Origin of the sequence: Acinetobacter sp. NIPH 298, assembly GCF_000369505.1 — a bacterium.
Lineage (GTDB): Bacteria > Pseudomonadota > Gammaproteobacteria > Pseudomonadales > Moraxellaceae > Acinetobacter.
In genome coordinates, this window is sequence record NZ_KB850055.1 from 240,285 (window position 1) to 265,840 (window position 25,556).

22 protein-coding genes and 1 tRNA gene are annotated in these 25,556 nt (G+C 40.2%); 10 read left to right on the forward strand and 13 right to left on the reverse strand.

Going from position 1 to position 25,556, the window contains the following annotated elements; all coding sequences use genetic code 11:
• Positions 1-8: 8 nt before the first annotated feature.
• Positions 9-2,039, reverse strand: coding sequence for a TonB-dependent receptor plug domain-containing protein (locus tag F903_RS06065; RefSeq protein WP_416202024.1), 2,031 nt, complete (start codon positions 2,037-2,039; stop codon positions 9-11).
• Positions 2,040-2,207: 168 nt separating this feature from the next.
• On the opposite strand from F903_RS06065, the gene F903_RS06070 reads away from it, so the two are divergent.
• Positions 2,208-3,194, forward strand: coding sequence for a DUF6607 family protein (locus F903_RS06070; protein ID WP_005195482.1), 987 nt, complete (start codon positions 2,208-2,210; stop codon positions 3,192-3,194).
• A gap of 469 nt (positions 3,195-3,663) precedes the next feature.
• Positions 3,664-4,473, forward strand: coding sequence for a metal-dependent hydrolase (locus F903_RS06075; protein WP_171065213.1), 810 nt, complete (start codon positions 3,664-3,666; stop codon positions 4,471-4,473).
• Between the two features lie 52 nt (positions 4,474-4,525).
• On the opposite strand, the gene F903_RS06080 is transcribed toward F903_RS06075, so the two are convergent.
• Positions 4,526-4,601: transfer RNA gene (locus tag F903_RS06080), tRNA-Arg, on the reverse strand.
• Between the two features lie 59 nt (positions 4,602-4,660).
• Positions 4,661-6,043 (reverse strand): amino acid permease, encoded by a 1,383-nt coding sequence (locus F903_RS06085; protein ID WP_005195486.1) that lies wholly within the window; start codon positions 6,041-6,043, stop codon positions 4,661-4,663.
• Between the two features lie 367 nt (positions 6,044-6,410).
• Between F903_RS06085 and prpF the strand changes: the two genes are divergently transcribed.
• The 3 genes from prpF to F903_RS06100 all read left to right on the forward strand — a co-directional run bounded on the left by prpF (position 6,411) and on the right by F903_RS06100 (position 9,104).
• On the forward strand, positions 6,411-7,598 hold the full coding sequence (prpF, locus tag F903_RS06090) for a 2-methylaconitate cis-trans isomerase PrpF (protein ID WP_005195487.1): 1,188 nt from the start codon (positions 6,411-6,413) through the stop codon (positions 7,596-7,598).
• A 169-nt stretch (positions 7,599-7,767) separates the two neighbouring features.
• Positions 7,768-8,679, forward strand: coding sequence for a polyprenyl synthetase family protein (locus F903_RS06095; RefSeq protein WP_005195488.1), 912 nt, complete (start codon positions 7,768-7,770; stop codon positions 8,677-8,679).
• 56 nt (positions 8,680-8,735) lie between these two features.
• Positions 8,736-9,104: an MmcQ/YjbR family DNA-binding protein gene (locus F903_RS06100; RefSeq protein WP_005195489.1), complete on the forward strand. Its 369-nt coding sequence runs from the start codon at positions 8,736-8,738 to the stop codon at positions 9,102-9,104.
• Between the two features lie 46 nt (positions 9,105-9,150).
• Here F903_RS06100 and F903_RS06105 read toward each other — a convergent pair whose 3' ends face one another.
• The 4 genes from F903_RS06105 to F903_RS06120 form a co-directional block, all read right to left on the reverse strand.
• Positions 9,151-10,002 carry an SPFH domain-containing protein gene (locus F903_RS06105; protein ID WP_004669314.1) on the reverse strand — a complete coding sequence of 284 codons (852 nt, stop codon included), beginning with the start codon at positions 10,000-10,002 and terminating at the stop codon, positions 9,151-9,153.
• Positions 10,003-10,021: 19 nt separating this feature from the next.
• On the reverse strand, positions 10,022-10,483 hold the full coding sequence (locus F903_RS06110) for an NfeD family protein (RefSeq protein WP_005195490.1): 462 nt from the start codon (positions 10,481-10,483) through the stop codon (positions 10,022-10,024).
• 98 nt (positions 10,484-10,581) lie between these two features.
• Positions 10,582-11,499 (reverse strand): patatin-like phospholipase family protein, encoded by a 918-nt coding sequence (locus F903_RS06115; protein WP_005195491.1) that lies wholly within the window; start codon positions 11,497-11,499, stop codon positions 10,582-10,584.
• 62 nt (positions 11,500-11,561) lie between these two features.
• Positions 11,562-12,188, reverse strand: coding sequence for a 1-acyl-sn-glycerol-3-phosphate acyltransferase (locus tag F903_RS06120; RefSeq protein ID WP_005195494.1), 627 nt, complete (start codon positions 12,186-12,188; stop codon positions 11,562-11,564).
• A 144-nt stretch (positions 12,189-12,332) separates the two neighbouring features.
• Here F903_RS06120 and F903_RS06125 point away from each other — a divergent pair, with 144 nt between their 5' ends.
• The 5 genes from F903_RS06125 (at position 12,333) to F903_RS06145 (ending at position 19,473) form a co-directional block, all read left to right on the forward strand.
• Complete coding sequence (locus tag F903_RS06125) at positions 12,333-13,607, forward strand: MFS transporter (RefSeq protein WP_005195496.1); 1,275 nt, start codon at positions 12,333-12,335, stop codon at positions 13,605-13,607.
• A 705-nt stretch (positions 13,608-14,312) separates the two neighbouring features.
• A complete protein-coding gene (locus F903_RS06130) occupies positions 14,313-15,608 on the forward strand; it encodes a DcaP family trimeric outer membrane transporter (RefSeq protein WP_005195498.1) in 1,296 nt (431 codons plus the stop codon).
• A gap of 156 nt (positions 15,609-15,764) precedes the next feature.
• Positions 15,765-17,405: a phosphoethanolamine transferase gene (locus tag F903_RS06135; RefSeq protein WP_005195508.1), complete on the forward strand. Its 1,641-nt coding sequence runs from the start codon at positions 15,765-15,767 to the stop codon at positions 17,403-17,405.
• A gap of 14 nt (positions 17,406-17,419) precedes the next feature.
• The gene (locus F903_RS06140) at positions 17,420-18,097 is read left to right on the forward strand and encodes a DNA-binding response regulator PmrA (protein WP_004669301.1); all 678 of its coding nucleotides are present in this window, start codon (positions 17,420-17,422) and stop codon (positions 18,095-18,097) included.
• Between the two features lie 5 nt (positions 18,098-18,102).
• On the forward strand, positions 18,103-19,473 hold the full coding sequence (locus F903_RS06145) for an ATP-binding protein (RefSeq protein WP_005195510.1): 1,371 nt from the start codon (positions 18,103-18,105) through the stop codon (positions 19,471-19,473).
• Positions 19,474-19,485: 12 nt separating this feature from the next.
• On the opposite strand, the gene F903_RS06150 is transcribed toward F903_RS06145, so the two are convergent.
• The 6 genes from F903_RS06150 to F903_RS06175 form a co-directional block, all read right to left on the reverse strand.
• A complete protein-coding gene (locus tag F903_RS06150) occupies positions 19,486-20,295 on the reverse strand; it encodes a BUD32 family EKC/KEOPS complex subunit (RefSeq protein WP_005195512.1) in 810 nt (269 codons plus the stop codon).
• Between the two features lie 191 nt (positions 20,296-20,486).
• The gene (locus F903_RS06155; protein WP_171063413.1) at positions 20,487-21,212 is read right to left on the reverse strand and encodes an amino acid ABC transporter ATP-binding protein; all 726 of its coding nucleotides are present in this window, start codon (positions 21,210-21,212) and stop codon (positions 20,487-20,489) included.
• Between the two features lie 14 nt (positions 21,213-21,226).
• Positions 21,227-21,910 (reverse strand): ABC transporter permease subunit, encoded by a 684-nt coding sequence (locus F903_RS06160; RefSeq protein ID WP_004669291.1) that lies wholly within the window; start codon positions 21,908-21,910, stop codon positions 21,227-21,229.
• Position 21,911: 1 nt separating this feature from the next.
• Entirely contained in the window at positions 21,912-22,655 is a 744-nt protein-coding gene (locus tag F903_RS06165; protein WP_004669289.1) for an amino acid ABC transporter permease, read from the reverse strand.
• A gap of 156 nt (positions 22,656-22,811) precedes the next feature.
• The gene (locus F903_RS06170; protein WP_005195515.1) at positions 22,812-23,756 is read right to left on the reverse strand and encodes a transporter substrate-binding domain-containing protein; all 945 of its coding nucleotides are present in this window, start codon (positions 23,754-23,756) and stop codon (positions 22,812-22,814) included.
• A 437-nt stretch (positions 23,757-24,193) separates the two neighbouring features.
• A complete protein-coding gene (locus F903_RS06175) occupies positions 24,194-25,381 on the reverse strand; it encodes an ammonium transporter (RefSeq protein ID WP_005195516.1) in 1,188 nt (395 codons plus the stop codon).
• Between the last annotated feature and the right edge of the window lie 175 nt (positions 25,382-25,556).

Genomic DNA, 25,556 nt, shown 5'->3' on the forward strand with positions numbered 1-25,556 from the left:
TTGATCCTTTAAAAATTATTCCAGTGAAAGCGCACACCCATGTAGCTATAGCGACCAGCAAGTGGTCGATAATCGACAGGGGTAGAGAAATCACGTTGTTCATCAAAAATGTTGTCGATGCCGACAAAGGTGCTGATCATCGGGTTGATTTGATAATCAACTTGAGTGTCGATGCTGAACCAATCTGGAGAACGAAGTTTGTTGCTGTTATCGGTGTATTCTTCACTTTGATAACGGGCGCGTATGGTCAAATCAAGCTGTTCATTGAGTGCAAAATCGCTACCTAGACGTGCGATATGCTTTGGTCGGCGGGTTAAGAAAGTACCTAGGGTTTTATCTTTTGCTTCGGTGTAGGTATAAGCGCCGTTTAGTGACCAAGACGGGGATATTTTCCATTGTGCTGAACTTTCAATACCTTTGGTTTGAGCCTTTGCGACATTGCTATAACTGTATTGGGTAATGCCGTTGTTGCTCGTCGCATTGTCATAGTCTGTTTGGATGAGGTCTTTAACATCATTCCAAAACAGATTGATGTTCGCATTCCATACTTCATTTTGAACAAGGCTAAGTCCGAGTTGGTAACTATCAGATGACTCTGGCTTTAAGTTGGGATTGCCAATGACGACATAACCTAAGTGGCTGTGATCAAAAGAATAAAAACGCTCTTTTAAATTGGGTATGCGATAGCCTTGCCCATAGCTAAAACGCAGATCGGCCAAAAGATTATTTTGCTCATAAGCGCGATATTTTGTGCTGAGTTTAAAGGCATTGTGGTTGCCAAAATCATCATCATTTTGAAAGCGCCAGCCTAACACTGCATCTAGATTTTTGAGTAGATTGAGATCATTTTGTAGATAAAACTCATGGCGATCGCGTTGTACTTTGCCGCCTTGCATTTCAAACTTACCGTTATTGCTTTGTTCTAGTTTTTCTTGGTGCCAATCATATCCCAATTGCCAATTTTGCTTATACCAAATCGGCAATGAAAGCTGTGAACTGAAATGGTTATTTTCTTGTTTTGAGTTGCGCAGTGCGGATAGAAAACCATCTACAGTTTGAACTGAAGTTGTATCATAGGTTTCATGGACTGCTTTTAAATCAATTTTGCCTAAATCTAAGAGTTGCAGTTGTGAACCTGCACTGATGCGTTGGCGTTCAATGTCTTCAACTTTGTATTGTTTTAAGTTGAAAGGAGAGACAAAGAGTAAATCTTTTTGATGATCTTTTTCTTTATATTGATTAAAATCGGTCCATAACATGAACTGATCATTTGGCTGCCAAGCGCCATACAGCGTGTATTGTTGACGTTTTTGTTCATCACCTTGCAATGGATAATCACTCGGTTTAACTGCAAAGCCATCGCTGCTGAGTTGATCTGCTAGCAAACGACCTGTCAGTGTGGCATTGGCTGCTTCAATACTGATTTTTTGATGATGGTTGTTGATTGAGGCTGATTTTCCATTGGCATTTTGTTTGCCATAAGAACCGATATCGACTTGTCCTGAAACAGATATACCTTCTTGGACTTTGTTTGTGATGATGTTAATCACACCGCCCATCGCTGATGAGCCGTATTGTGCTGATGCGGCTCCTTTAATCACCTCAATATGATCAATACCGCCAATTAGATATTGACTTAAATCAACGGTTGAACCTGTGCTTGCCGCTAAAGGTAGTCCATCAATGAGTACGAGGACTTGATCGCTACTTAGACCTTGCAATGAAATTTCATAACCTGATTTACCATGAATTTCTCGTAATAAAATTCCAGGAATATTTTTCAAAGCATCTTTTAGGGTCGTGGCGTTGGTGCGTTTTAATTCATCTTGATTGATGATCTCGGTCCGAATCGGGCTATCCAATAAGCGTTTTTCTGAGCGTGTACCAGTAACAACAATCGTATCCAATACATGTGGTGTTGACTGTTGAGCGGCATGAAGTGAATTTTGATCCGCTTGTGTATGGGTAGAAACTAAGCCCACGGCAAGTAAAGACGTAAATAAAAAGCATGGTTTAGATAAGCATGGGGGAGATTGAATAGTCACAATATGATCACTAATGAAAATTATTTCATAATGTAAATGGTAATGATTATCGTAATAATTTACAATACCTTAAATATTTATTTCAAAAAGACACAAACACTTACATGAGTGTTTTATTTTTGTTGATTTAAATCAGTATCTTAAATAGGATTGGACGTTTTTATGCAACTTAATTTGTCTTATGTTTTAGTCGCAGTATTGGCTTTGGGGGGAGTAAATGCAAATGCTCAACAGCAACCAGCTAAATTAGCTGAGGCATTACAGTACTCATCTTTACATCAAAACTTAACCCAAGAACAAGCTCGTCAAGCAATATTGAAAATGGCGGGTGAGTATCGAGTTGATTTTCGTTTTGAAGAGCTGTATGCATTGAAAGATGGTTATTCGATCAAAGATGATGACTTATCAAGTGGCTATGAAACTGTAATTGTGCTTGAAAATACAGCCAACAAAGTTTCTTTACAGCATATTTTGGTTGCAAGTGGGCATGTTGTTAAGCATTGGCGTCAAGACTGGGAATATGAACCTAAACACATGTGGAGTTATATTGGCGATTACAAATGGCAAAGTATTCCATTAAAGAAACAAGAAACTAAAGGCAAGTGGTTACAAACTGTTTGGCAAGTGGACGACTCTCCTCGATATGCAGGTCTAGGGCAGTGGACGCAAAATAATGGTGCGGTTGAATGGGTCTCGAATGAAACTTATCGACCATTGCCACGTCGTGAGCATACCATTCGGAATGATTACGATGTGATTATTGGTATTAATCGCCATGCCTTAACTGCAACGGGCTGGGTGCATGAGCAAGATAATATTAAATTTGATACCAAGACCAAGACTGCACTTGCGCGTGAGTTGGGGGTGAATCAATACAATAAAGTGGGTAATTTTGATTTCAAACCTGCTTATGATTATTGGAAAGAAAATGCAGCTTATTGGAGTGCGGTAAGAGCTGCATGGAATCAGGCATTTAATCAAAATAAAGTAGTTGCTTTAAAATTTGCCAAGAAAGATGAGAAGTCGCATTTTAGCTATTTTAATGATGAGGCGGCATCAGTAGCTGGCAAATCGGTTCAAGCAGATCAACTGAAATTACAAGCTAAAACGCTACTTAATCAGCAGCTTGTTGAAGGTAAAATTCATTAATTAACTACAGCTTAAATCCCATGCTTTATTTGGGCATGGGATTGTTTAAAATTTGCGGAACTAATAATTATTTTTAAATAGTCGAATAAACATTCATCATAACTTTTCAAGTCGAAAATAAAGGGGATTATGTACTTTTGATTGAATATCAAAATGTTGATTAGCTTATATTTTAGAGCAAAAAATAGATATATTTTTTTCTTTATGGCGTAATTCCTATGAGGTCACAAAATGTCTTTATAGGACGAATTATGGTAATACTCTAAAAATAAATTGACAGTATGTATAGTAAGCTATAATTTAATTGTTAGTTCCAATTTGGAACTTAACTGAGGTCTCAAGAGCCATTTATATCGCTGAAGTGATTTCTTATTGGCTTGTTTTTGGGGATTATACTTTTTTCTTAATAAACTCCGTGAAGGTGATCGTGTGATTGCTTGTTAAAGCTTTATGGACGAGGGAAGCCATGATGTCAAAAGATATAAATACAATTACTGTGCGTCAAACGCAATTCAAAGCGGAGAAAATTAAAACGCATTATACTGAATCGACTTTGATGTCACATTTTCTCACAGCATTATCCATGAGCTTTCCTCAGGGCGAACGGTTTTTTGTAGAAACTGTTCGAAATGTTCGTGATCAAATTAGTGATGAGCAACTACAAAAAGATATTTCAGGTTTTATTGGTCAAGAGGCACATCATGCCCGTGCTCATGAACAGTTCAATCAATTGGTTCAAAGCAGCGAATATCATTTGAAAAAATTTGAAAAGGCTTACGAGCAGGAAATGATTCGCTTACGGACCTTAAGTCAGCGTCGTCAATTGGCAGCAACGGTTGCACTTGAGCATTTTACAGCGATGATGGCGGGTTATATGCTTAAGTATCCAAACATTGTGTTCAAGGGTTTATCCGAAAATATGAGAAATCTTTGGCTTTGGCATGCTGTTGAAGAAATTGAGCATAAACATGTTGCATTTGATGTATATCAGCAGATCTTTTCCAATCTGCCTCAGCGCCGTAGAAGTATGCGAACAATTACAGTGGGGTTTATCAGTAGCACCATAGTGATGACAAGTCACCTTGTATGGCAAGACCGTAAAAATACTTTATATTCGCCTGAGCAACTCTTAAAAAATGCACAAACACTTTTAGTTCTAGTACAAATGATGTGGCGTTTATTACCTGACTATTTAGCATTTTACAAAGAAAATTTTCATCCCTTCGATATTGATCAGCAGGATTTATTGATAAATGCTAGAGAATTACTAGCCAGCTAATTTATTGATACTATATTCAAAAATGTCTATTCGTGTTGCTGCTTGATCAAAATGGTACGCTCAGCGGGACTCGAACCCACGTCGGTCGCTTAGGAGGCAACTGCTCTATCCAGTTAAGCTATGAGCGCATAGTGCAATGATTATAAACAAAAAAGTGATTGCCGAAGCAATCACTTTTGAACTTATTTTAATTGTCTTCTGACTTTTTAACACTATTCAAATCTTTAGGATTTAAATAGTCAAACAGAATTAACATTAGTGTTATCCAAATTGGAATCATCAGGACAGATTCTTTAAAGCCTTGCTGCCACATGATATAAAGCACCACAGCAATGAAGGCTAATACCAAATAGTTACTAAAAGGTGACCATAAAGCAGGGAACGATGGTTTGATGTTCGCATGAAGAATATAACGTTTATATTTTAAATGAGTAATGCTGATCATTGCCCAGTTTAAAACTAAAGCACCGACAACCACATACATCAAATGACCAAGTGCTTCTTCTGGCACAAAGTAGTTCAAGAGTACGCAGCCAAAGATCAATAATGCAGAAAGTAAAACAGCTGGGATCGGTACGCCTTGTTTGTTGGTTTTGGCAAAAACCTTTGGCGCATTGCCTTGTTTTGCTAAGCTATACAACATACGGCTATTGGCATACATACCACTGTTATAAACCGAGAGCGCTGCGGTTAAAATAATAAAATTCAATAAATGAGCAGCCCAACCAATCCCCATTTGACTAAAAATCATTACAAATGGACTTTTATCCAAACCACCTAAGTCAAGCTGATTCCACGGCACAAGCGATAGTAAAATCGTTAATGAACCGACATAGAAAATCAGGATACGAAACACGACTTGGTTAATGGCTTTCGGAATCGTTTTCTTTGGATCTTTCGCTTCAGCCGCCGCCATTCCGATCAGTTCAATACCACCAAAAGCGAACATCAGGAAAGCCAACATGAAAAATAAGCCTTCAAAACCATTTGGGAAGAAGCCACCATGGGTCCAAAGATTACTAAATGAAGCGGTTGAATTTGCGTCAGCAGTTGCAATCAAGAACAGACCAAAAAGAATCATCGCAATCACTGCGGTGACTTTGATGATTGCTAACCAAAATTCTGACTCACCGTAGAATTTGACATTGGTTAAGTTGACTGCGGTGATGACCACAAAGAAGAATAAAACTGAAGACCAAGCAGGAATATGAGGCCACCAGTAACTAATGTATTTTGCGACAGCGGTGAGTTCCGCCATCGCCACTAAAATATAAAGGACCCAATAGTTCCAGCCAGACAAAAAGCCTGGAAATTTACCCCAATATTGATATGCAAAATGACTAAATGAACCTGCAACAGGTTCTTCGACGATCATTTCACCGAGTTGACGCATGATTAGAAAAGCAATCAAACCGCCAATCGCATAACCCAAAATAATAGATGGTCCAGCAGACTGGATCACTTGTGCAGAACCTAAAAATAACCCCGTACCAATTGCCCCACCCATTGCGATGAGTTGGATATGACGGTTTTTTAGTCCACGCTGAAGTTGAGAGGAATCGTTGTTCAAAGGACTGAGCTCGACGAGGAATAAGTGGATTATTCTAATAGATTGAAAGATTTTCGCCTAGTAAAAGTACAGGAAGGCTATGACTGGAAAGTAGTTTAAAAAAGTCATTTAAAATCTTATATTTGAGTGAATAGTAAATTTAAGTCTAATAGAAGTGTAGACTGTAAAATGTCATCTTTGTTGTTTAAACCGGGTTTGTTGGCTTTGATGCCATTGTTTAATTATCTTGATATATGGAAGATATAGCTTAGTTTCTACTGACAGTGATCGCCAAAAAATAATAAGGTATATGGCATTTTAAATCGTTGTGCAGTAACTTTAGACGCAATATTTTGTACCATGAACATGATAAAAGGATGAAATTAACATGAGTTCAGTTCCACAAATTAAAGTCCCTGCAACCTATATGCGTGGTGGTACAAGTAAGGGTGTATTTTTTAAATTAGATGATTTACCTGAAGCAGCACAAGTTGCTGGTAAAGCGCGTGATCTGTTGCTTTTACGTGTGATAGGGAGCCCAGATCCTTATGCAAAACAAATTGATGGGATGGGCGGGGCAACTTCAAGCACAAGTAAGACCGTAATTTTGGCAAAAAGTTCTGAGCCAGACCATGATGTTGATTATTTATTTGGACAAGTCTCGATTGATCAACCTTTTGTAGATTGGAGTGGTAACTGTGGCAATCTCACTGCTGCCGTGGGGTCATTTGCGATTTCAAATGGTTTGGTCGATGCAGAGCGTATGCCTGAAAATGGTATATGTACGGTACGTATTTGGCAGAAAAATATCCAAAAAACCATTATTGCGCATGTACCTATCACTAATGGTCAAGTGCAGGAAACTGGTGATTTTGAGCTGGATGGTGTGACTTTTCCCGCAGCGGAAGTTCAAATTGAATTTTTAGATCCTGCTGATGATGGTGAAGAAGGTGGCGATATGTTCCCTACAGGAAATGTCGTTGATCAACTCGTTGTTCCTGACGTTGGGACTTTCCAAGCAACTTTTATTAATGCCGGTATTCCAACGATTTTCCTCAATGCAGAAGATATTGGTTACCAAGGTACAGAGTTACAAGATCATATCAATGGGGATGCTGCTGCATTGGCTCGTTTTGAAAAGATTCGTGCTTATGGTGCAGTTCAAATGGGACTGTTTAAAGATATCTCTGAAGCTGCATCACGTCAGCACACCCCGAAGATTGCTTTTGTATCTAAGCCAAAAACATATCCATCTTCAAGTGGTAAAACTGTTGAAGCAGCTGACGTTGATTTACTGGTTCGTGCGCTTTCTATGGGTAAACTACATCATGCCATGATGGGAACTGCTGCGGTGGCGATTGGTACTGCAGCTGCGATTCCCGGTACATTAGTCAATTTAGCTGCCGGTGGTGGCGCGCGTGAAGCGGTTCGTTTCGGACATCCATCAGGCACGCTTCGTGTTGGTGCTCAAGCTGAGTGGGTTAATGATAAATGGGCTGTTAAAAAAGCCATTATGAGCCGTAGTGCGCGTGTGTTGATGGAAGGTTGGGTACGTGTACCTGGTGATACATTTTAAACTGTCACTATCGCATTACTATAAAACCTCCATATTTGGAGGTTTTATTATTTAAAAGGGACAAGATACAAACCCGCCTATCCAAATAAATAATGCTATGATATCGCTATTCTGACGAGCTGGTGAGTCTTGTCATTTTATTCTTCCATTCAGATTTCCCGAGGCTATTGTGTCATCTATTTCTCAAGTTAATGCGGATGTTTTAAAAAAAGCTCAACAACGTATTCAACAAGATTTATTGACCGCATTGGCTGCATTTTCCATCCCAGAACCCTTAAAAGCAGCCGTCCATCATACGGTGATGTTAGGTGGCAAGCGAGTTCGTCCTGCTTTGTGTTATGCGACTGCTTCATTGCAACCCAACTCTAATTTTGCCGCTGCTCGACGTGCGGCTGTTGCGGTAGAGCTGATTCATTGCTATTCCTTGGCACATGATGATTTGCCCTGTATGGATAATGATTTATTGCGCCGTGGACAACCAACTTGTCATGTCGCTTTTGGTGAAGATACTGCCTTATTGGCGGGTGATATTTTGCAGTCGATGGCATTTGAGATTTTGGGCAGTCGTTTGTTCGATGAGCAAGGGCAGGGAGCTGATTCAACGATTGTGCTGAAACAAGTCCAAATTTTAGCAACAGCCAGCTCAAGAATGGTTTGCGGACAAGTCTTAGATTTACAAGCTGAAGGTAAAAAGATCGATCAAATTGAATTAGAGAATATTCACCGTAATAAAACAGGTGCTTTGATTCAAGCAGCGATTATGATGGGGGCTGTGACGATTTTTTCAGGTACAGATCAAGCCATCCCCAAATTACGTCAGTTTGGACAAGCAATTGGTTTGGCTTTCCAAGTGCAAGACGATATTCTAGATATTACTGCAAGTACTGAAACCTTGGGTAAAACCGCAGGTAAAGATGAGCAAGTTCAGAAATCGACTTATCCTGCGCTTATGGGGTTAGAACAAGCTCAAGCCTATGCCCAAACTTTACATGATCAAGCTTTTGAGGCATTAGCACATTTTGGTGATCAAGCTCGGGAGTTGTTGGAGATTTCACATTTTCTGCTTGCACGAAAAAGCTAATTGTTTGTCATTTTAATGATCTTGCCGATTGAGATAAATTGATCGAGGAGCGTCTCATGAATGGAGAGCAGTTACATCAAGAGGCACTAGAGATTGCAGCACAACTTCCTTTTGCTCAGCATACCCAGCCTTTCGGACCTGATTATGAAGTTTTTAAGATTTTAGGTAAAATCTTCTTGCTCACGGCCGAGGTGAATGGTGTCAAAATGGTCAATGTAAAATGTGATCCATATAAGATTCTAGAATACCAAGAATTATATTCTTTTATTAAACTTGGCTATCACATGAATAAAAAACACTGGATTTCTATTGTTGCAAACGATTTACTCAGCTACGACCTACTAACCGATTTGATTCATGATTCTTATACGCTCGTCGTGAAAAAGCTTCCACTCAAAGATCAAAAACGTTTGAAGGACCAATAAAAAAACAGCCCGTAGGCTGTTTTTGAGGATATCGGTAGAGACAAGTTTAGTGTTTACCCATCAATCCACGAATCGTATTCAAGACGTCAGCAGGCAATACCACAGTTTTGGCGTTGCTTGATTTAGCTAACTCTTGCATTGCTTTCACATATTGTTCACCAAGCAAGTAAGCGACAGGCGTTTCTTTGTCACCAACAGCACTTGTTACCATTTCAATGGCACGTTTTGATGCTTCAGCAAGAACAACTTGTGCTTCTGCATCACGACGAGATGCTTCTAAACGACCGTCCGCTTCTAAGATCGCCGCTTGTTTCTCACCATCAGCTTTGGTTACGGTTGCACGACGTTGACGTTCAGCAGCTGCTTGAGCTTCCATTGCAGATTGCATGGTATGTGATGGTTGAATATCTTGGATCTCAACAGTTTTAAGGGTAATTCCCCAATCTGCAATATCATCAGAAATGGCTGCTTTAAGTTTTGCCTTGATCTGATCACGAGAAGACAAAGCATCATCTAAAGCCATTTCACCAGCGATTGAACGAAGTGAAGTTTGAACCATGTTCTGAATCGCCCAAGTATAGTTCTCAATACCATAGACTGCTTTTTCAGGTGTTGTAATATTGATATATGCCACAGCATTCATCACTAAAACAGCATTGTCACGAGTAATCACTTCTTGCGACGGAATATCCAAAACAATATCTTTGGTGGTGATTTTATAAGCGACTTCGTCAATATAAGGAATAACGAAATTTAGACCAGGACGTAAAGTGGTATGGTATTTACCCAATCGTTGAACAATCCATTTGTAACCTTGAGGAACGAGACGTACCCCTTTGAAAATGGTTGTCGCAACAAATGCTAAAAACGCAATGACAACTATAGTACCGACAGACATTTGAAACCCTCTTTTTTGTTTATGAAGTGCAATGTGGTTGGACGACTAAATCATTGCCCAAAATATCAATAACGCGAACGCGATCGCCTACTTTTACTGGTGTCGTACAGCGACAATGCCATTCATCAGAACCCAATACAGGGAGTGAAAAGCGGACTAAAATTTGTTCGTGCTCAAGCCCAGTTTGGATGACCATCCCAACTTGCCCGATAGTCGCTTCACGAGATAGTCCTGCTTTGGTTTTATCTATTGAAAGTGGCTTGATAAATTTGAACCAAAGAATGGTGCATAAAATAGATAAAATGCCCCAAGTAATGACCTGCGTTGGAAAGCCCATCATCGGGAAAAGCCACAATAAAATGCAGACCATGACTGCTGCGATGCCGAACCATAAAGCGGCGAATGCAGGTATGATCAATTCTGAAAGAATCAGTAAAATCCCTAATACAAACCAGTGCCAAGGTTCAACTACAAACTCCATAGATTTGCTCGCATTATTAAAGTATTGGAGGTGAATAAATATTCACCTCCAATACTCTAGCAGATCATTATCTTTATGAATATAAAAAGATTGTTTTTTTAGAATTTAGGCGCTGGAGCAGGCTTTAATGCAGCAGGTGACTTCTTAAAAGCAGTGATTGCATTTTGAATGGTGACGATCTTCGCTTGAGCGGCTTTCTCGCCTTCTAGGATGGCTTGATTACTCGATTTTAGATCAAGCACACCTAAATGTCCTACTTTGGGTTGAATGACCACAGTCGCTTGTCTGAGTTCTTCATTAATACTGTGTTGCCCCATAATATTAATGGTCTGATCTAACAGCCCCCACATGCTCAAAGGCTTATCACCCGTTGGGCGAGCAGAAATATCGACTGCAATCACAATATCAGCACCCATATCTTTTGCTGTTTTAACAGGGATTGGGCTGACTAAACCACCATCAACATATTTGGTGTTGCCGATGAGCGCAGGTACAAATACGTTTGGAATACTACAAGAGGCACGTACAGCCTGACCCGCATTGCCTTTGATAAATTCAGCTTTTTTACCATTATCTAAGCGTGTTGCAACGGCTGCGAAACGGATTGGAAACTTCTCAATCGGTTTGTTGCCAATTTGTGTGTTGACGTAATTCTGTAGCTTCTGACCTAGAACGAATCCTTGGCTATTAAGGGTTAAGTCGCGGATATCAGACTCTTGCAGTTTGAGTGCAAGATTTTGCATTTGATAAGGCGTTTGTCCACTGGCATAAATACTACCAACAAAGCTACCAGCACTGGTTCCCGTCACAATTTTGGGTTTAATCCCATGTGACTCCAGTACTTTAATTACACCTATATGGGCAAAGCCTTTCGCACCACCGCCACCCAAAGCGATCGCAATGACAGGCTCACGCGCTTGAATCGTTGGAGTAGGGACAGTTTTTTTTGCAGTGGGATCACAGCCAAATAATGTGAAGCTAACAAGTGCCAAACAAGACAGTCGAGCAATATTCATATCGAGTGTAGATAAATTAACCAATTGGAAGGGCACATCAGATCAGATTTGCCCTTTTTTTTCTAGTTTTTTTTCACAAGTTTTTGTAATGGCTCGGCCAGCCATTCTGGATTCTTTGGAGAGAAGTGACCAACATAGCGTTGTATGATTTGCTCAAGATCTTGCTGATAACGTCCTGTTGGTGTGAAAGCACCTAAGCTATAAATAGTTTTGTGATCATAATCAAAGGCAAACATGACGATCGGGATACTAGCCGCATGTGCAATATGATAAAAACCACTTTTCATTTTCTCCGCTTTTTTCCGTGTGCCTTCTGGCGCCATCCCGACCCATATTCTGTCGTATTGTTGAATAGTCGCAACCACTTGCTCAGTCAGACCGTGGGCAGTGTCACGATGTACAGGCACTAGTCCAGCCCATTTGAGAAAAGCTTTAAAGGGCGGTTTAAATAAAGTATCTTTGCCTAAAACAGTGACTTTTAAACCTAGACCGCCGATGGCTAGAAAACCATACCATCCATCAATATTCGAGGTATGTGGTGAGATAATCGCAACGGCTTTGGGGAGATTGGGGATTTCGCCTATGATCTTCCAGCCTTGGCGAAGAAAAAGTTTTTTACATAAGGCACGACTAGACGCGGTTCCGCGTTGTGGAACGAGTGGTGGTAAATCAGGAAAATGTTGTGGCATAAATGAAGATATATAATGACAACTTATTTTATGTTAAACGCTGATTAAATCGGCTGCATTGGCAAAAAATAAGATTTTATTGTCACCATGCTGGAAGAATTAGATACTTAGGCGCGCTGATTGATCTCTAAAGGAATGCAAATAATGCCGAATATGCGGCAGGTTTATGTCCTGTTATTTTCTTTATATTGGGCACAGGGATTACCTGTTGGCTTTATGACGCATGCTTTGCCTGTGATTTTAAGAGCACAAGGGGTGTCATTGGCACATATTGGCGGTTTTGGTCTGTTGATGTTGCCTTGGGCGATTAAAATTTTTTGGGCACCCTTTGTTGATCGAATCGGATTGTCGCGCTTAGGGCAGTACCGCAGTTGGATCATCCCAACGCAATTATGCAGTGTGATTATCCTAATTATCCTTTCATTTTTCCCGATCCAAAGCTTGGATCAACAGAGTTATTTACTCATTTTCTTTGCATTACTCTTTCTAATGAATCTAACGGGTGCAACCCAAGATATTGCAACAGATGCGTTGGCTGTAAATTTACTAAAAAGTGATCAGCAACATTGGGGCAACACTTTTCAAGTGATCGGTTCGCGACTTGGTTTTATTGTGGGTGGTGGGGCCGTGCTTTGGGGCTTAGACTGGCTACACTGGCAAGCGACTTTTTTGACATTGGCTGGATTGGTTTTTTTGAAAACGCTGCCTGTTTTGTTTTTTCAAGAACCAATACATTCCAGCAAACAAAATAACCCTGAAGCAGTTGCAACTCCGGTTATTCAAGCCATTAAAAACTATTTGAATTATTTTAAATCATCCGCAGAGTTAAAAGCATGGTTGATTATTTTAGTGAGCTTTAAAGTTGCAGATGGTTTATCTGGGCCATTATTAAAACCCTTAATGGTTGATATGGGTTTAAGCTTTTCGCAGATTGGGGTTTACATCACCATGTTTGGTGCTGTTGCGGCACTCATCGGAGCAGGGCTTGCAGGTGTATTACTTCGATCTGTTTCCAGACCCTCAGCCTTGATTTTTTTCTCAGTTTTAAAAATCAGTAGTTTAATCGGTTATGTGTTTTTAGCATTTGCCTATGAACAGCAATATCAGCTTAGCCCTGTGTGGTTATATGCAGTCAATGCATTTGAAGATGCCTGTTCTGCGATGCTGCTGGTGGTGATGTTGACTTTGATTATGCAATACAGTCGCAAAGCATTTGCAGGAACAGATTTTACTTTTCAGGTGTCGATTATGGCGACAGTAAGCGGCTCACTGTACATGGTCAGTGGTGTACTGGGGGATTTATTTGGTTATTACCATTATTTGATTATTATTGTGATTGTTAGTGTATTTACATTAATGCCGATTTACTTGTGGAAAAAAATAGTTTTACATAAAAATAATCATAAGTATTTGAAATAAAATATTTTAATGTTGATGGTGACTCATTTTTATATTTTGGATATGCTTTTTAAGCATGCTGTGAAGTGTATGTTTTAGCCATTTAAATACAAGTTTAATTAGGGTCTGTTGACATTTCAGCCATGCATTGCGTTATAGGCAAAAACGACTCAAACAAGGCATGAAACGCAGGCAATGGCGATCCCCTTGTCAAGTTTCGTAACGAAGTTTGGGGAAGTTTTAGCCATAACCCTATGGGACAGGGACATTTTTTGCTGTTACTACGTTATGTCTTTCTCATTTAGAATGACTAAATTTCGAAAAACATGCCTTGTACCATCTAAAAAATGTCCACTGTCGCAAGCATCTGTGAAATGTCAACAGACCCTACACATAACTTATGTGAATTAGGAATAAAAAAAACAAAAGGAGTGGTGTAGCTACAATTAGTAAAATCATGTGAATAGCTAAGTAAATTTACAAGACCTCATCGCCCTTGGGTATTAGCCTAAAGTCTAAATAAGAATAATGAAATAATTTTTTAATCGTTCTGTAAGATAAAGGTGCTGTGTAGGATTTGTTACTCAAAGAAGTAAGGGTAGAAACTTAGTAACCAAATCCATGCAACTCAATACTTTGGAAGACAGTTGGTTCTTCAGTTCTTAGGAATAGTGCAGATCAACTTAGCATGGATAGGCAATATAAAATATAGATTAGGAGTTTTTGATGGAACTATTTTTTAATGATAAATCATTTGTAATTAAAGGCTTAGCGCTTACGGTCACCGCTTTGATGATGAGTGGAGCACATGCGGCAGCTTCGGATAAAGAAGAAATTCAAAAGCTTCGTCAAGAAGTTGAAGCATTAAAAGCTTTAGTTCAAGAACAACGACAAGTGCAGCAACAGCAGCAACAAGTACAGCAACAAGTACAGCAACAACAGCAAGTACAGTTAGCTGAAGTTAAAACACAACCTCAAGCAACTGCACCCGTTTCTCCATTAGCTTCGTTAAAATCTAAGACAGGTGCTGATGTGAGCCTATATGGTTTTGTTCGGGGAGATGCGAACTACATAATTGAAGGTGCAGACGATGATTTTAATGCTGTAAGTAAGTCAACTGGCGAAACGAAAGATAAATTACGAGCCACAGCCAAAACAACGCGTCTTGGTTTAGATTTTACCACGCCAGTTGGTGATGCGAAGGTTGGGGGGAAGGTTGAAGTAGACTTCGCGGGCACCAATGAAGCATTACGTATCCGCCATGCATACTTAACTTATAACAACTGGCTTTTTGGTCAAACGACTTCTAACTTCTTGTCGAGCCACGCACCTGAAATGATTGACTTCTCCACCAACATTGGTGGTGGTACAAAGCGTCTTCCGCAAGTACGTTATAACTACAAATTGAGCCCGACTACACAATTACTTGTTTCAGCAGAAGAAGGCGATAGCTCAGCAACTGATGATAAAGTTAAGTATAGATTACCTGTGTTGACTGCTAAAGTGACGCAAGCTTATGCAGAAGGTAAAGGTTCTGCTTCAGCGCGGGCTTTAGTTGAAAACTATAAATCAGAAAATGCGGGTGATGATAAAACTGGTTGGGGGATTGCTGTAGGTACCGACTTTAAAGTTGCTGACCCGTTGAAGCTTTTTGCTGATGCCTCTTATGTCGTGGGTAATAGTAGTTATCTATATGGTAGCAACACTGCTTATACAGTAGTGAATAATGATATTGAGCAGAATGAAGTAATCGCAGTGCAGGTAGGTGGAACCTATAAGATTTTACCGAACTTGCGTTCGACTTTAGCATACGGTGCTCACTTCGCCGATGATGGTACAGACTATGCCAAAGCCAATGCTACCGCCAATGAAAAAGTCCAACAAGCTTGGATCAACTTTATCTATACGCCAGTAAAACCTATTGATATGGGGGTAGAGTATATCAATGGTAAACGTGAAACTTTCGATGGCAAGTCTTATAAAGATAATCGTGTTGGCTTGATGGCTAAATACAGCTTCTAAAATTGATCAAAACTTAAGTTATAAAAAGTCGAGGTTAACTTTAACCTCGACTTTTTTGTTTATATAAAAAGCCACCAGTTTCGTAGAGAGCTTTAAGTCATTTTTAAGTTTCTTAAATTATATTTAAACAGCTTAGAAATCGAATTTTACAATGTGATGCCGCCACAGGAAATCAAGACCAAGACCATCTCACTATTTGCATTCAATCTGATGCTTGCAATTTGGTTAGGTGTTTTTTTGAATATTGTATTCTACGAAAAAATACAGGCACTAACGCCATATACTGGGATCAAGTCAGGATTGTTCATCACTGCTTCGGTGATTGTGGTTGCAGCCACATATTACTTTATTTTGCAGATTTTCAGTTGGACATGGACGGCTAAGCCGCTTGCGATTGTATTGGTGGTGATGGGTGGCTTTGCCTCCTATGTAGTGACGAGTTTAGGGGTGTTGATCACGCCAGATCAAATCCAGAATTTGATGCAAACCGATATCGCAGAAGTGCGTGATATATGGTCTTGGGATTTGGTGGTATGGGGCTTAGGCATGGTGGTATTGCCCACTATTGTGATTTTGTCCGTGACATTGAAGTCAGAATCGTTTCTTCAACAAATCTGGAAAAAAGCAGTTTCTCTTGTACTTTCGTTGCTATTGATTACGGGTTTACTGTTTATCTTTTATGTCGATTTTTCAGCGATCTTTCGTGAAAATCGTGATTTGAAAGAAATGATTTCACCACAAAATCTGATCGCATCTGTTGCATCGTATTATAAGCACAAAGCACCGAAACAGAATTTAGCGTTGCTAAGCTATGGTGAAGACGCGATTATGCAGGCAAAGAGTGTATCAACATTGCCGAAATTGATGGTGTTGGTCGTGGGTGAGACTGCACGCGCCGAAAGCTTTTCCTTGAATGGTTATGAAAAAGAGACCAATCCAAAACTCTCCAAGCAAGATATTCTAAACTTTTCTCAAGTCAGTTCATGCGGTACAGCCACGGCAGTCTCCGTTCCATGTATGTTTTCAGGCATGCCAAGAAAAGCCTATGATGAACAGCTTGCGAGTCACCGCGAAGGCTTATTGGATATAGCAAAGCGCGCAGGTTATCAAGTCACTTGGATTGATAATAATTCTGGCTGTAAAGGGGCATGTGATCGTGTTGAACAGTTTAAAATCCCTGAATCTTTACAACAGAAGTGGTGTAATGAGGGTGAATGTTTTGATGGTATTTTGATTGATAGCCTAAAAGCATATTTAGCTGCACTTGATCAAAAGGACAAGCAACCACGATTAATCGTACTCCATCAAATCGGCAGCCATGGGCCAGCCTATTACAGACGTGTTCCGCCACAATTTAAAGTGTTTAACCCAACCTGTGAAACCAATGCCATTCAAGGGTGTACACGAGAACAATTGATTAACAGTTATGACAACAGTTTGCTTTATACCGATCATATTTTAGATGTTTTAATTAAAACACTAAAAAATACAACGCAATATCAAACAGCTTTATGGTATTTATCAGATCATGGTGAGTCAACGGGTGAAAGCGGTATGTATCTACATGGTGCGCCTTATGCGATTGCACCCACCCAACAAACGCATATCCCGATGTTGATGTGGTTTTCTGACGCATGGAAACAACACGCAAAAAAACAAGTACAGTGTCTCGCTCAGCAAGCCAAAGATGAGCTTAGCCAAGATAATTTATTTCCAACCATACTGAGCTTGTTGGATATTAAAAGTAAGATAATTAACCCTAAAAATGACATGTTAGATACATGTTTGAATCCATAAGGTGAGATGAAATCATGACCAAAATCTTGATGATAGAAGATGATTTTATGATTGCAGAGTCAACTTTGACGCTATTGCAATATCATCAGTTTGATGTGGAGTGGGTCAACAATGGCGTAGATGGCTTGGCTTTATTGAGCAAACATGCTTTTGATTTGGTGTTATTGGATTTAGGTTTGCCTTTGATGGATGGGATGCAGATTCTTAAACAACTTCGTCAGCGTACTTCGATTCCAGTATTAATTATTTCAGCACGAGATCAATTGCAAAACCGTGTGGATGGTTTGAATCAAGGTGCAGATGATTATTTGGTTAAACCTTATGAGTTCGATGAGTTGCTGGCAAGGATTCATGCATTATTGCGGAGAGGGCATTCGGATACTGCTCAGCTAAAAAATCAGTCGCAGCTACTCAAATGTGGTGAGTTGGTACTCGATGTGGAACAACATTTGGCGACCTTTAAGGGGCAACAAATCGAGTTGTCTAATCGTGAATGGGCGATTCTAATCCCGATGGTCACACATCCCAATAAAATCTTCTCTAAAGTAAATCTTGAAGATAAGTTATATGATTTTGATAGTGAAGTGACCAGTAATACCATTGAGGTTTATGTACATCATTTGCGTGCCAAGCTGGGCAAAGATTTTATTCGCACCATACGTGGCTTGGGTTATCGTTTGGGGCAAGCATAAACGTGATGAAAAAGGCTAAGCATTATTCGCTCAAGAAAAGACTGATCTGGGGAACCTCGATTTTCAGTCTATTGTTGGGTTGTGTATTGATTTTAGCCGCCTACAAAATTTCGTTGCATGAAGTCGATAAGATTTTAGATACGCAAATGCAGTATATGGCAGAGCAATCCGCAACTCGTCCAGTGCCAAGTATGGCGAGTCGTATCGAATCGCACGAAATCTATTATTATCATAAAGAAGCGCTACTTGTTGATATTTGGGCATATCAAGATCACAACCATTTATCTGATCCAAGTCAGTTATTGCTTCCGCCAGTCAAACAAGCTGGTTTTTATAGTCAGCAGACCAATCAAGGGAACTGGCGTGTTTATATCATTCCGCTTAAACACTATCAGATTCAAGTCAGTCAACGTGAAAGTGTGCGCCAAACCTTTGCGTGGGAGTTGGCGGGCAGTATGTTTATGCCATATTTGCTGTTATTGCCGATTGCGATCTTGGTTTTGGCTTTTATTATTAGTTTGAACTTAAAGCCTTTGGATGATTTTAAGACAGAACTTACTCAGCGTGATTCGGATGGACTCGCACCGATTAATAGTGATCATTATCCTCAAGAGCTTATGCCGACGATTGAAGAAATGAATCGTTTATTTGAGCGGATTCAACATGCTCAAACTGAGCAGAAACAATTTATTGCGGATGCCGCACATGAGCTGAGAACCCCTGTAACTGCATTGAATTTACAAACGCGAATTTTGATTAAGCAGTTTCCTGAACATGATGCCTTACAAAATCTAAGTAAAGGTTTAGCGCGAATCCAACATTTGGTCACACAGCTTTTAGCACTGGCGAAACAAGACGTGGCTCTGAGTTTGATTGAGCCGAATACACAATTTCGCTTGAATGATGTCGCGCTCAACTGTGTTGAGCAATTGGTCAATTTAGCGATGCAAAAAGAAATCGATTTAGGTTTTGTACACAATGAATTGATTGAGATGCAGAGTCTTGAATCCACGGTACACTCGATTATATTTAATTTGATCGACAATGCGATTAAGTACACGCCTAATCAGGGCATTATTAATATTTCGGTTTTTAGTGATACGGATGACTTAGCTTATATCCAAATCGAAGACAGTGGTGCTGGGATTGAGCCAGAAAAATACGATGAAGTATTGAAACGCTTTTATCGTATCCACCATCATTTAGAAGTGGGGAGTGGCCTTGGACTTTCGATTGTCGATAAGGCGACTCAACGCTTAGGCGGCGTTTTGACGTTATCGAAAAGTCTTGATTTGGGTGGTTTATCAGTATTGGTTAAATTACCAAAGAAACTAGAATTGTATGAAATAAGCACAAAACTTGATGCTAGAAAATAAATAAAGTCTTTTTTAGCTCGTTGTGGATTCGGCGTGATCTCTTAAATAACGTAGAAATAACACACACTTTTGAATGCGCTTTCCATCATTACCCACTTTACTGACTTTGAAGCGCAATACCCAATTTAAGCGTTTGCCGACCTTACAGATATCTTTATAGACTTGTGGTTCAGTTTGCAAAGCGTTATGAAAAATTTGGCTCGCTTCAGTTAATTTTTCAAACTCAAAATGATAAGCAGTTGAAAAAATAAACAGCAACCAGTCTCGAACAAAACAATCATGTAGGCTAAGTACATCAAGTGGGTCTGTTTCAAAATCAATAAAACTAAACTGATTTTGTTTATCGACTAAAATATTACGAGCAAAAGCTTCACTTAAATATCCATCCTTCAAATGCAGAGTTTGGATAGCTTGGATGGCTTGAGTAAATAATAAAAACTGTGCTTCATGATTGCTTTTAAGACTAGCTAAGGTTTGGTCAAGCTGTTGAACCTTGCTTTGATGTTGCGAGCCAATATCTTCTAATAAAATCCCTTTTTCAGATAGTGCTAAAACATTCGGGGTAGAAATCCCGAGTATTTTGAGTTGTTGGATACGTTTATATTCACATTGAATCGCAGCAGCCCCACCTTGATTGGGTACAGGGATCATGGCACCAAGGTTAAATATTTTGGCTAACCATTTTAAAGGAGTATATAACCACAACCCATGACGTTCAGACGCTTTCTTTAACCAGACTTTACCCGTGCTTAATTCGTATGCTTGGATTGAATCTTGTTGAGTGATAACAGTGGTTTCTAAGAATTTTTGAAAGTCATCCATTGGCAGCAATCTATTCCTAAGTCATCATATCCATTTCAATCAGCAGTCACTTTATCATATTGTGGTTCATTTACGGAATTGAAAATACATCTAGTGATGTGATTGATCAGAAGATAAATCATTTGATCTTATTTCAGTATAAAGCAGCCCAAGGGGGCTGCTTTATTAGCGTTTGGTATTTTAAAAAAATATCAGTGCAAAATTTTATCAAGAAACTGTTGAGCACGTTCACCACGTGGGGTGCCAAAAAATTCATCCTTGGAACAGTCTTCCACAATTTTCCCTTGATCCATGAAAATAATGCGATTGGCAACCTGACGAGCAAAGCCCATTTCATGGGTGACACACATCATGGTCATGCCTTCTTTAGCAAGTCCAACCATAACATCAAGCACTTCATTGATCATTTCAGGATCAAGTGCAGATGTTGGCTCATCAAATAACATCGCAATGGGGTCCATGCATAGGGCGCGGGCAATCGCGACACGTTGTTGCTGACCGCCTGAAAGTTGGGCTGGATATTTGGCGGCTTGTTCACTTAAGCCAACTCGATCTAGATAGGCCAGTCCTTTCTTATTTGCCTCTGCTTCTGAGCGGCCAAGCACCTTGATTTGCGCAATGGTCAGGTTCTCGGTAATGCTCAAGTGTGGAAATAATTCAAAGTGCTGAAATACCATGCCTACACGACTGCGTAGTTTGGTCATATCCGTTTTGGGATCATGAATGGGGATGCCATCCACAATAATTTTACCTTGCTGAAAAGGTTCAAGACCATTCACGGTTTTAATCAGGGTTGATTTTCCAGAACCAGACGGACCACACACCACAACCACTTCACCTTGACGGATTTGAGTAGAGCAATCAGTCAGTACCTGAAATTTTTCATACCACTTACTGACATTTTGGAGGTCTATCATTACTTTATTGTCGCTCATACACGTAACCTCCTTTGTAAACGTTTAACTGCGAATGTCGCAATGGCACTGACGGTAAAGTACACCAACCCTGCAAATAAAATATATTGGGTCAGCAAGGCCATTAAGTCTCCACGGACATAATTTGTTCTGAAAAAGTCCAGCAAACCAATGGCATATACCATGGTGGAATCCTGAAATAGAATAATGGTCTGTTGAAGCAGCAACGGGGTCATTTTACGAAAAGCTTGAGGAAGAATAATCAGCCGCATAGATTGACCATAACTCATGCCCAATGCCGCCGCTGCTGCGGCCTGACCTTTGGGAATCGACTGAATACCTGCACGCACAATTTCAGAAAAATAGGCGGCTTCAAACAGCATAAACGCCACAATACTGGAAACGAGGGCGGTATCAATGGTCAGATATTTGCCTGTGATCGCGGTATAAATAAACGGAACGGCAAAATAAAACCACATCAGCACCAACAGCAGGGGAATGGAACGGAAGAGGTTCACATAGGCCTGAGCAATCAGATTTAGGATTTTAATCGAAGATAGACGCATCAGCGCGAGCAGCGTACCAATGATAATACCGCCAATGGTGGCAATGACCACCACTTTTAAGGTGATGCTGAAACCGTGCCAGAGCGCAGGTCCAGATTGCTGCAAATCATTTAGAAAAGAAGTAAGCCATTCCATACTACTTCCCTCCTGAAATTAAACCAGGAATACGCAGACGTTTTTCCAGTAGACTCATTGCAGAAATCAGACAGACATTGATGACAATGAAAATCAGGGTGACAAAGGTATAAATTTCGATGGTGTTTTGGGTGTATTCACTGATGGTTTTCATCTGCGAAATAATTTCAGCAACCCCAACCAGAGAAGCCACAGAAGTGTTTTTTACGCAGTTGGTTAGCTCTGAACTAAGCGGGGGTAAAATGGTACGAAATGACTGCGGCAGAATCACATAGCGATACAATTGCACCGTCGAAAAACCCATGGCATAACCGGCATTGATCTGACCTTGGGGTAAGGCTTCAATGCCCGTCCGAACTTGTTCGCAGACACGTGCCGCGGTAAACAAGCCTAGTCCGATACTGGCAGAAATCAATGCTGTAGTATTGGCACCAAGATCACTCATCCACCAGTTTTTAATTGGCGCAGGCAGGAAGTTGGGAACCACATAAAACCAAATAAATAATTGAACGAGTAAAGGAACATTCCTAAACAGAGTGACATAGGCCGTACCTATGGCTCTGGCTGTTTTATTCGGGAGCGTACGCATGATGCCAAGGATGCTGCCAAGAAGCATGGCAATGGTCCATGCCACCACAGCAATAACCACCAGCCATCCCAGACCCGTTATAATCCAGTTCAGGTAAGTGGTATCTCCCACACCTGTAGACTGCCACAAAACTCCCCAGTTCCAGCTATAATTCATAATAACTCCTGAGAAGAAGCGGGAGAACATCCATTGTTCCCCGGTTCCGCAATAATATTTTAGTTATCGAAGATAAATGACTCGATCTCTTTCATAAGTTTTACTCTTCTTTTATTTCTTCCATCGGGAGAAATAAAAGAGATTTATGCAAGAGGTCTACTGATCTCGATCATGCGGATTGCTGATTAACGCTTTTAGTTGATCAGACATCTCAAAATTCAGGTTAATGTTTTTAGGTGGAATCGGTTGCTGGAACCATTTTTCATACATTTGATTGATTTCGCCTGAAGCATAAGTCGCTTTGATTGCGTCATCGACCACCTGTTTAAAGCCTGTATCGCCTTTGCGCAGCATACAGCCATAAATTTCTTGAATAGGTGCAGTTCCAACGATATCCCATTTATTTGGGTCTTTGGCTTTAGATTTTTCACCAGCAAGCAAAATATCATCCATCATGAACGCGACAGCACGACCATTTTGCAGCATGAGGAATGACTCAGCATGGTCTTTGGCTGAAATGATTTCACCAATTCCTAATTCTTGTTGATGCTGGCGAATATAGCGCTCAGATGTGGTGCCTGCGGTCGTAACCAGTTTTTTACCTTTTAAATCGGCAAAATCCTTAATTCCTGAATCCTTCGCCGTTAACAGTCTTGAGCCGACCTCAAAGAAACCGATAGAGAAATCGACTTGTTGCTGTCGCTCTTTATTATTCGTGGTAGAGCCACATTCCAGATCCACCGTGCCATTCGACACCAACGGAATACGGTTCTGGCTGGTGACGAGGTTATAGCGGATTTTCAGGTCAGGCATGTTGAGTTTTTGCTTAACGGCCTCTACAACTTTAAGCTGTAGATCATGCGCATAACCGACAGGCTGATTTGGATTGCCAGAAATGTAGGAAAATGGAATGGACGAATCGCGATAGCCCAGCACGATGGTGCCCGAGCTTTTGATTTTGTTTAAGGTACCTGATGTGGAAGTGTCACCTTCAGTGGCTTTATCACCAGCAGCGGGTGCTTTGTTGTCACTACAAGCACTTAAGCCGAACATTAAAGCGCTTGCGCAAAGTAGAGAGGTCATGGTGCGTTTATGTGTCATGTACAAAACTCCTTTTGTATCGTTATGGACGCATTCGTCATTGTTACTATTGAGCGGTCAGTTTTTATGAAAATTAATATCTTTTTATATGTATAAAAATACATTCGTTTTCATATTAATAGACTTCAATACGGTTGCTCAAGCGATATTCTTTACGGTTTTGTTACCAGTAACTATTGATGAATTAAGCAATTTTTAAATCTGTGAATTACAGTAAAAATTGCAGGAAATAGAAAGCATAATGTGTGCCATGATTTATATTTTTTCGACCGTACAAAAGATAAGATTAAATTGCAGTGCGTATCGAATCATTATGAGAATCTAGAATAGATATGTTGCTTTCACTGAGACAGCGGAGAGGAAAATAAGTTGAATCAAAAGATTTTTTAAAGGGCACAAAAAAAAGCGGCATTAAGCCGCTTTAAAATATTAAAAAATTAGAACATTGATTCGTCAGAATTTGCTGAAACCTTATGAATCGAAAGGTCAGCACCACGATATTCATCTTCTGCTGATAAACGGATGCCAATTGTCAGTTTTAATAAACCATAGACAATAAAGCCACCAATCAACGCAACGCTAATCCCTAAACCTGTGCCGATCAATTGAGAAATAAAAGAAACACCGCCTAAACCACCAAGTGCTTGTTGACCAAATATTCCTGCTGCAACAGCACCGAAAGCACCACAGACACCATGTAAAGGCCATACCCCGAGTACATCATCGACTTTAAGTTTGTTTTGCGTGTAAGTGAAGAAGTAAACAAAGATTGCACCTGCACATGCGCCAATCATCAATGCCCCAATTGGATGCACAATATCCGACCCAGCACAGATTGCTACAAGACCTGCCAGCGGACCATTGTGTAAGAAACCGGGGTCATTTCTACCCATAAAGTTGGCTGCCAACGTACCACCAGCCATCGCCATAAGTGAGTTGATGGCTACGAGTCCAGAGATGGCTTCGACACGTTGCGCACTCATCACGTTAAAGCCGAACCAACCAACAATCAAAATCCATGAACCTAAAGCTAGGAATGGAATCGATGAAGGTGGATGAGCACTGACACGACCATCTTTTTTATAGCGACCATTTCGAGCACCTAACAACAGCACTGCCGCTAGCGCAATCCAACCGCCCATGGCATGAACAACCACTGAGCCGGCAAAGTCATGGAAGGGTGCACCAAATTGGTTTTCTAACCACGTTTGCACACCATAGTTACCATTCCAGATCATACCTTCAAAGAATGGATAGATCAGGGCGACCAGCAGTAAAGTCGCTAATGCTTGCGAACGCATTTTTGCACGTTCTGCAATACCACCAGAAACAATCGCTGGAATGGCGGCTGCAAAGGTCAATAGAAAGAAGCAACGCATTAGGTCATAGCCATGATTGGCTGATAACAGCTCGCCTGTTACAAGGAAGTTTTGACCATAGGCAATCCAATAGCCAACGAAGAAGTAGGCAATGGCTGAGATACAGAAGTCAGTTAGGATTTTACTGAGTGCATTGACTTGGTTTTTGTGGCGTACTGTGCCTAACTCGAGGAATGCAAATCCTGCGTGCATTGCAAGCACCAATACGGCACCAAGTAATAGAAAGAAGATGTTTACGTTTTGCATAACATGCTCGATATAAGTGCTAAATCCAATCTTTATGCAAAATAAATGATCATTTTTTGCACCAAAATGGATTTATCGAATCTAAAGAACTTGAGCCATCTTAAGGAAGCTCATTTTGATGCACTGTGCTATGCAAAAAACGCACCAATATAGATAAATAATTTTATTTTTGGTG

Bases quoted from the DNA above. Each gene is read 5' to 3' on its own strand.
- F903_RS06070 (WP_005195482.1), top strand. From the start codon at position 2,208: ATGCAACTTAATTTGTCTTATGTTTTAGTCGCAGTATTGGCTTTGGGG.
- F903_RS06075 (WP_171065213.1), top strand. From the start codon at position 3,664: ATGTCAAAAGATATAAATACAATTACTGTGCGTCAAACGCAATTCAAA.
- prpF (WP_005195487.1), top strand. From the start codon at position 6,411: ATGAGTTCAGTTCCACAAATTAAAGTCCCTGCAACCTATATGCGTGGT.
- F903_RS06100 (WP_005195489.1), top strand. From the start codon at position 8,736: ATGAATGGAGAGCAGTTACATCAAGAGGCACTAGAGATTGCAGCACAA.
- F903_RS06105 (WP_004669314.1), bottom strand. From the start codon at position 10,002: ATGTCTGTCGGTACTATAGTTGTCATTGCGTTTTTAGCATTTGTTGCG.
- F903_RS06110 (WP_005195490.1), bottom strand. From the start codon at position 10,483: ATGGAGTTTGTAGTTGAACCTTGGCACTGGTTTGTATTAGGGATTTTA.
- F903_RS06115 (WP_005195491.1), bottom strand. From the start codon at position 11,499: ATGAATATTGCTCGACTGTCTTGTTTGGCACTTGTTAGCTTCACATTA.
- F903_RS06120 (WP_005195494.1), bottom strand. From the start codon at position 12,188: ATGCCACAACATTTTCCTGATTTACCACCACTCGTTCCACAACGCGGA.
- F903_RS06125 (WP_005195496.1), top strand. From the start codon at position 12,333: ATGCCGAATATGCGGCAGGTTTATGTCCTGTTATTTTCTTTATATTGG.
- F903_RS06130 (WP_005195498.1), top strand. From the start codon at position 14,313: ATGGAACTATTTTTTAATGATAAATCATTTGTAATTAAAGGCTTAGCG.
- F903_RS06135 (WP_005195508.1), top strand. From the start codon at position 15,765: ATGCCGCCACAGGAAATCAAGACCAAGACCATCTCACTATTTGCATTC.
- F903_RS06140 (WP_004669301.1), top strand. From the start codon at position 17,420: ATGACCAAAATCTTGATGATAGAAGATGATTTTATGATTGCAGAGTCA.
- F903_RS06145 (WP_005195510.1), top strand. From the start codon at position 18,103: ATGAAAAAGGCTAAGCATTATTCGCTCAAGAAAAGACTGATCTGGGGA.
- F903_RS06150 (WP_005195512.1), bottom strand. From the start codon at position 20,295: ATGGATGACTTTCAAAAATTCTTAGAAACCACTGTTATCACTCAACAA.
- F903_RS06155 (WP_171063413.1), bottom strand. From the start codon at position 21,212: ATGATAGACCTCCAAAATGTCAGTAAGTGGTATGAAAAATTTCAGGTA.
- F903_RS06160 (WP_004669291.1), bottom strand. From the start codon at position 21,910: ATGGAATGGCTTACTTCTTTTCTAAATGATTTGCAGCAATCTGGACCT.
- F903_RS06165 (WP_004669289.1), bottom strand. From the start codon at position 22,655: ATGAATTATAGCTGGAACTGGGGAGTTTTGTGGCAGTCTACAGGTGTG.
- F903_RS06170 (WP_005195515.1), bottom strand. From the start codon at position 23,756: ATGACACATAAACGCACCATGACCTCTCTACTTTGCGCAAGCGCTTTA.
- F903_RS06175 (WP_005195516.1), bottom strand. From the start codon at position 25,381: ATGCAAAACGTAAACATCTTCTTTCTATTACTTGGTGCCGTATTGGTG.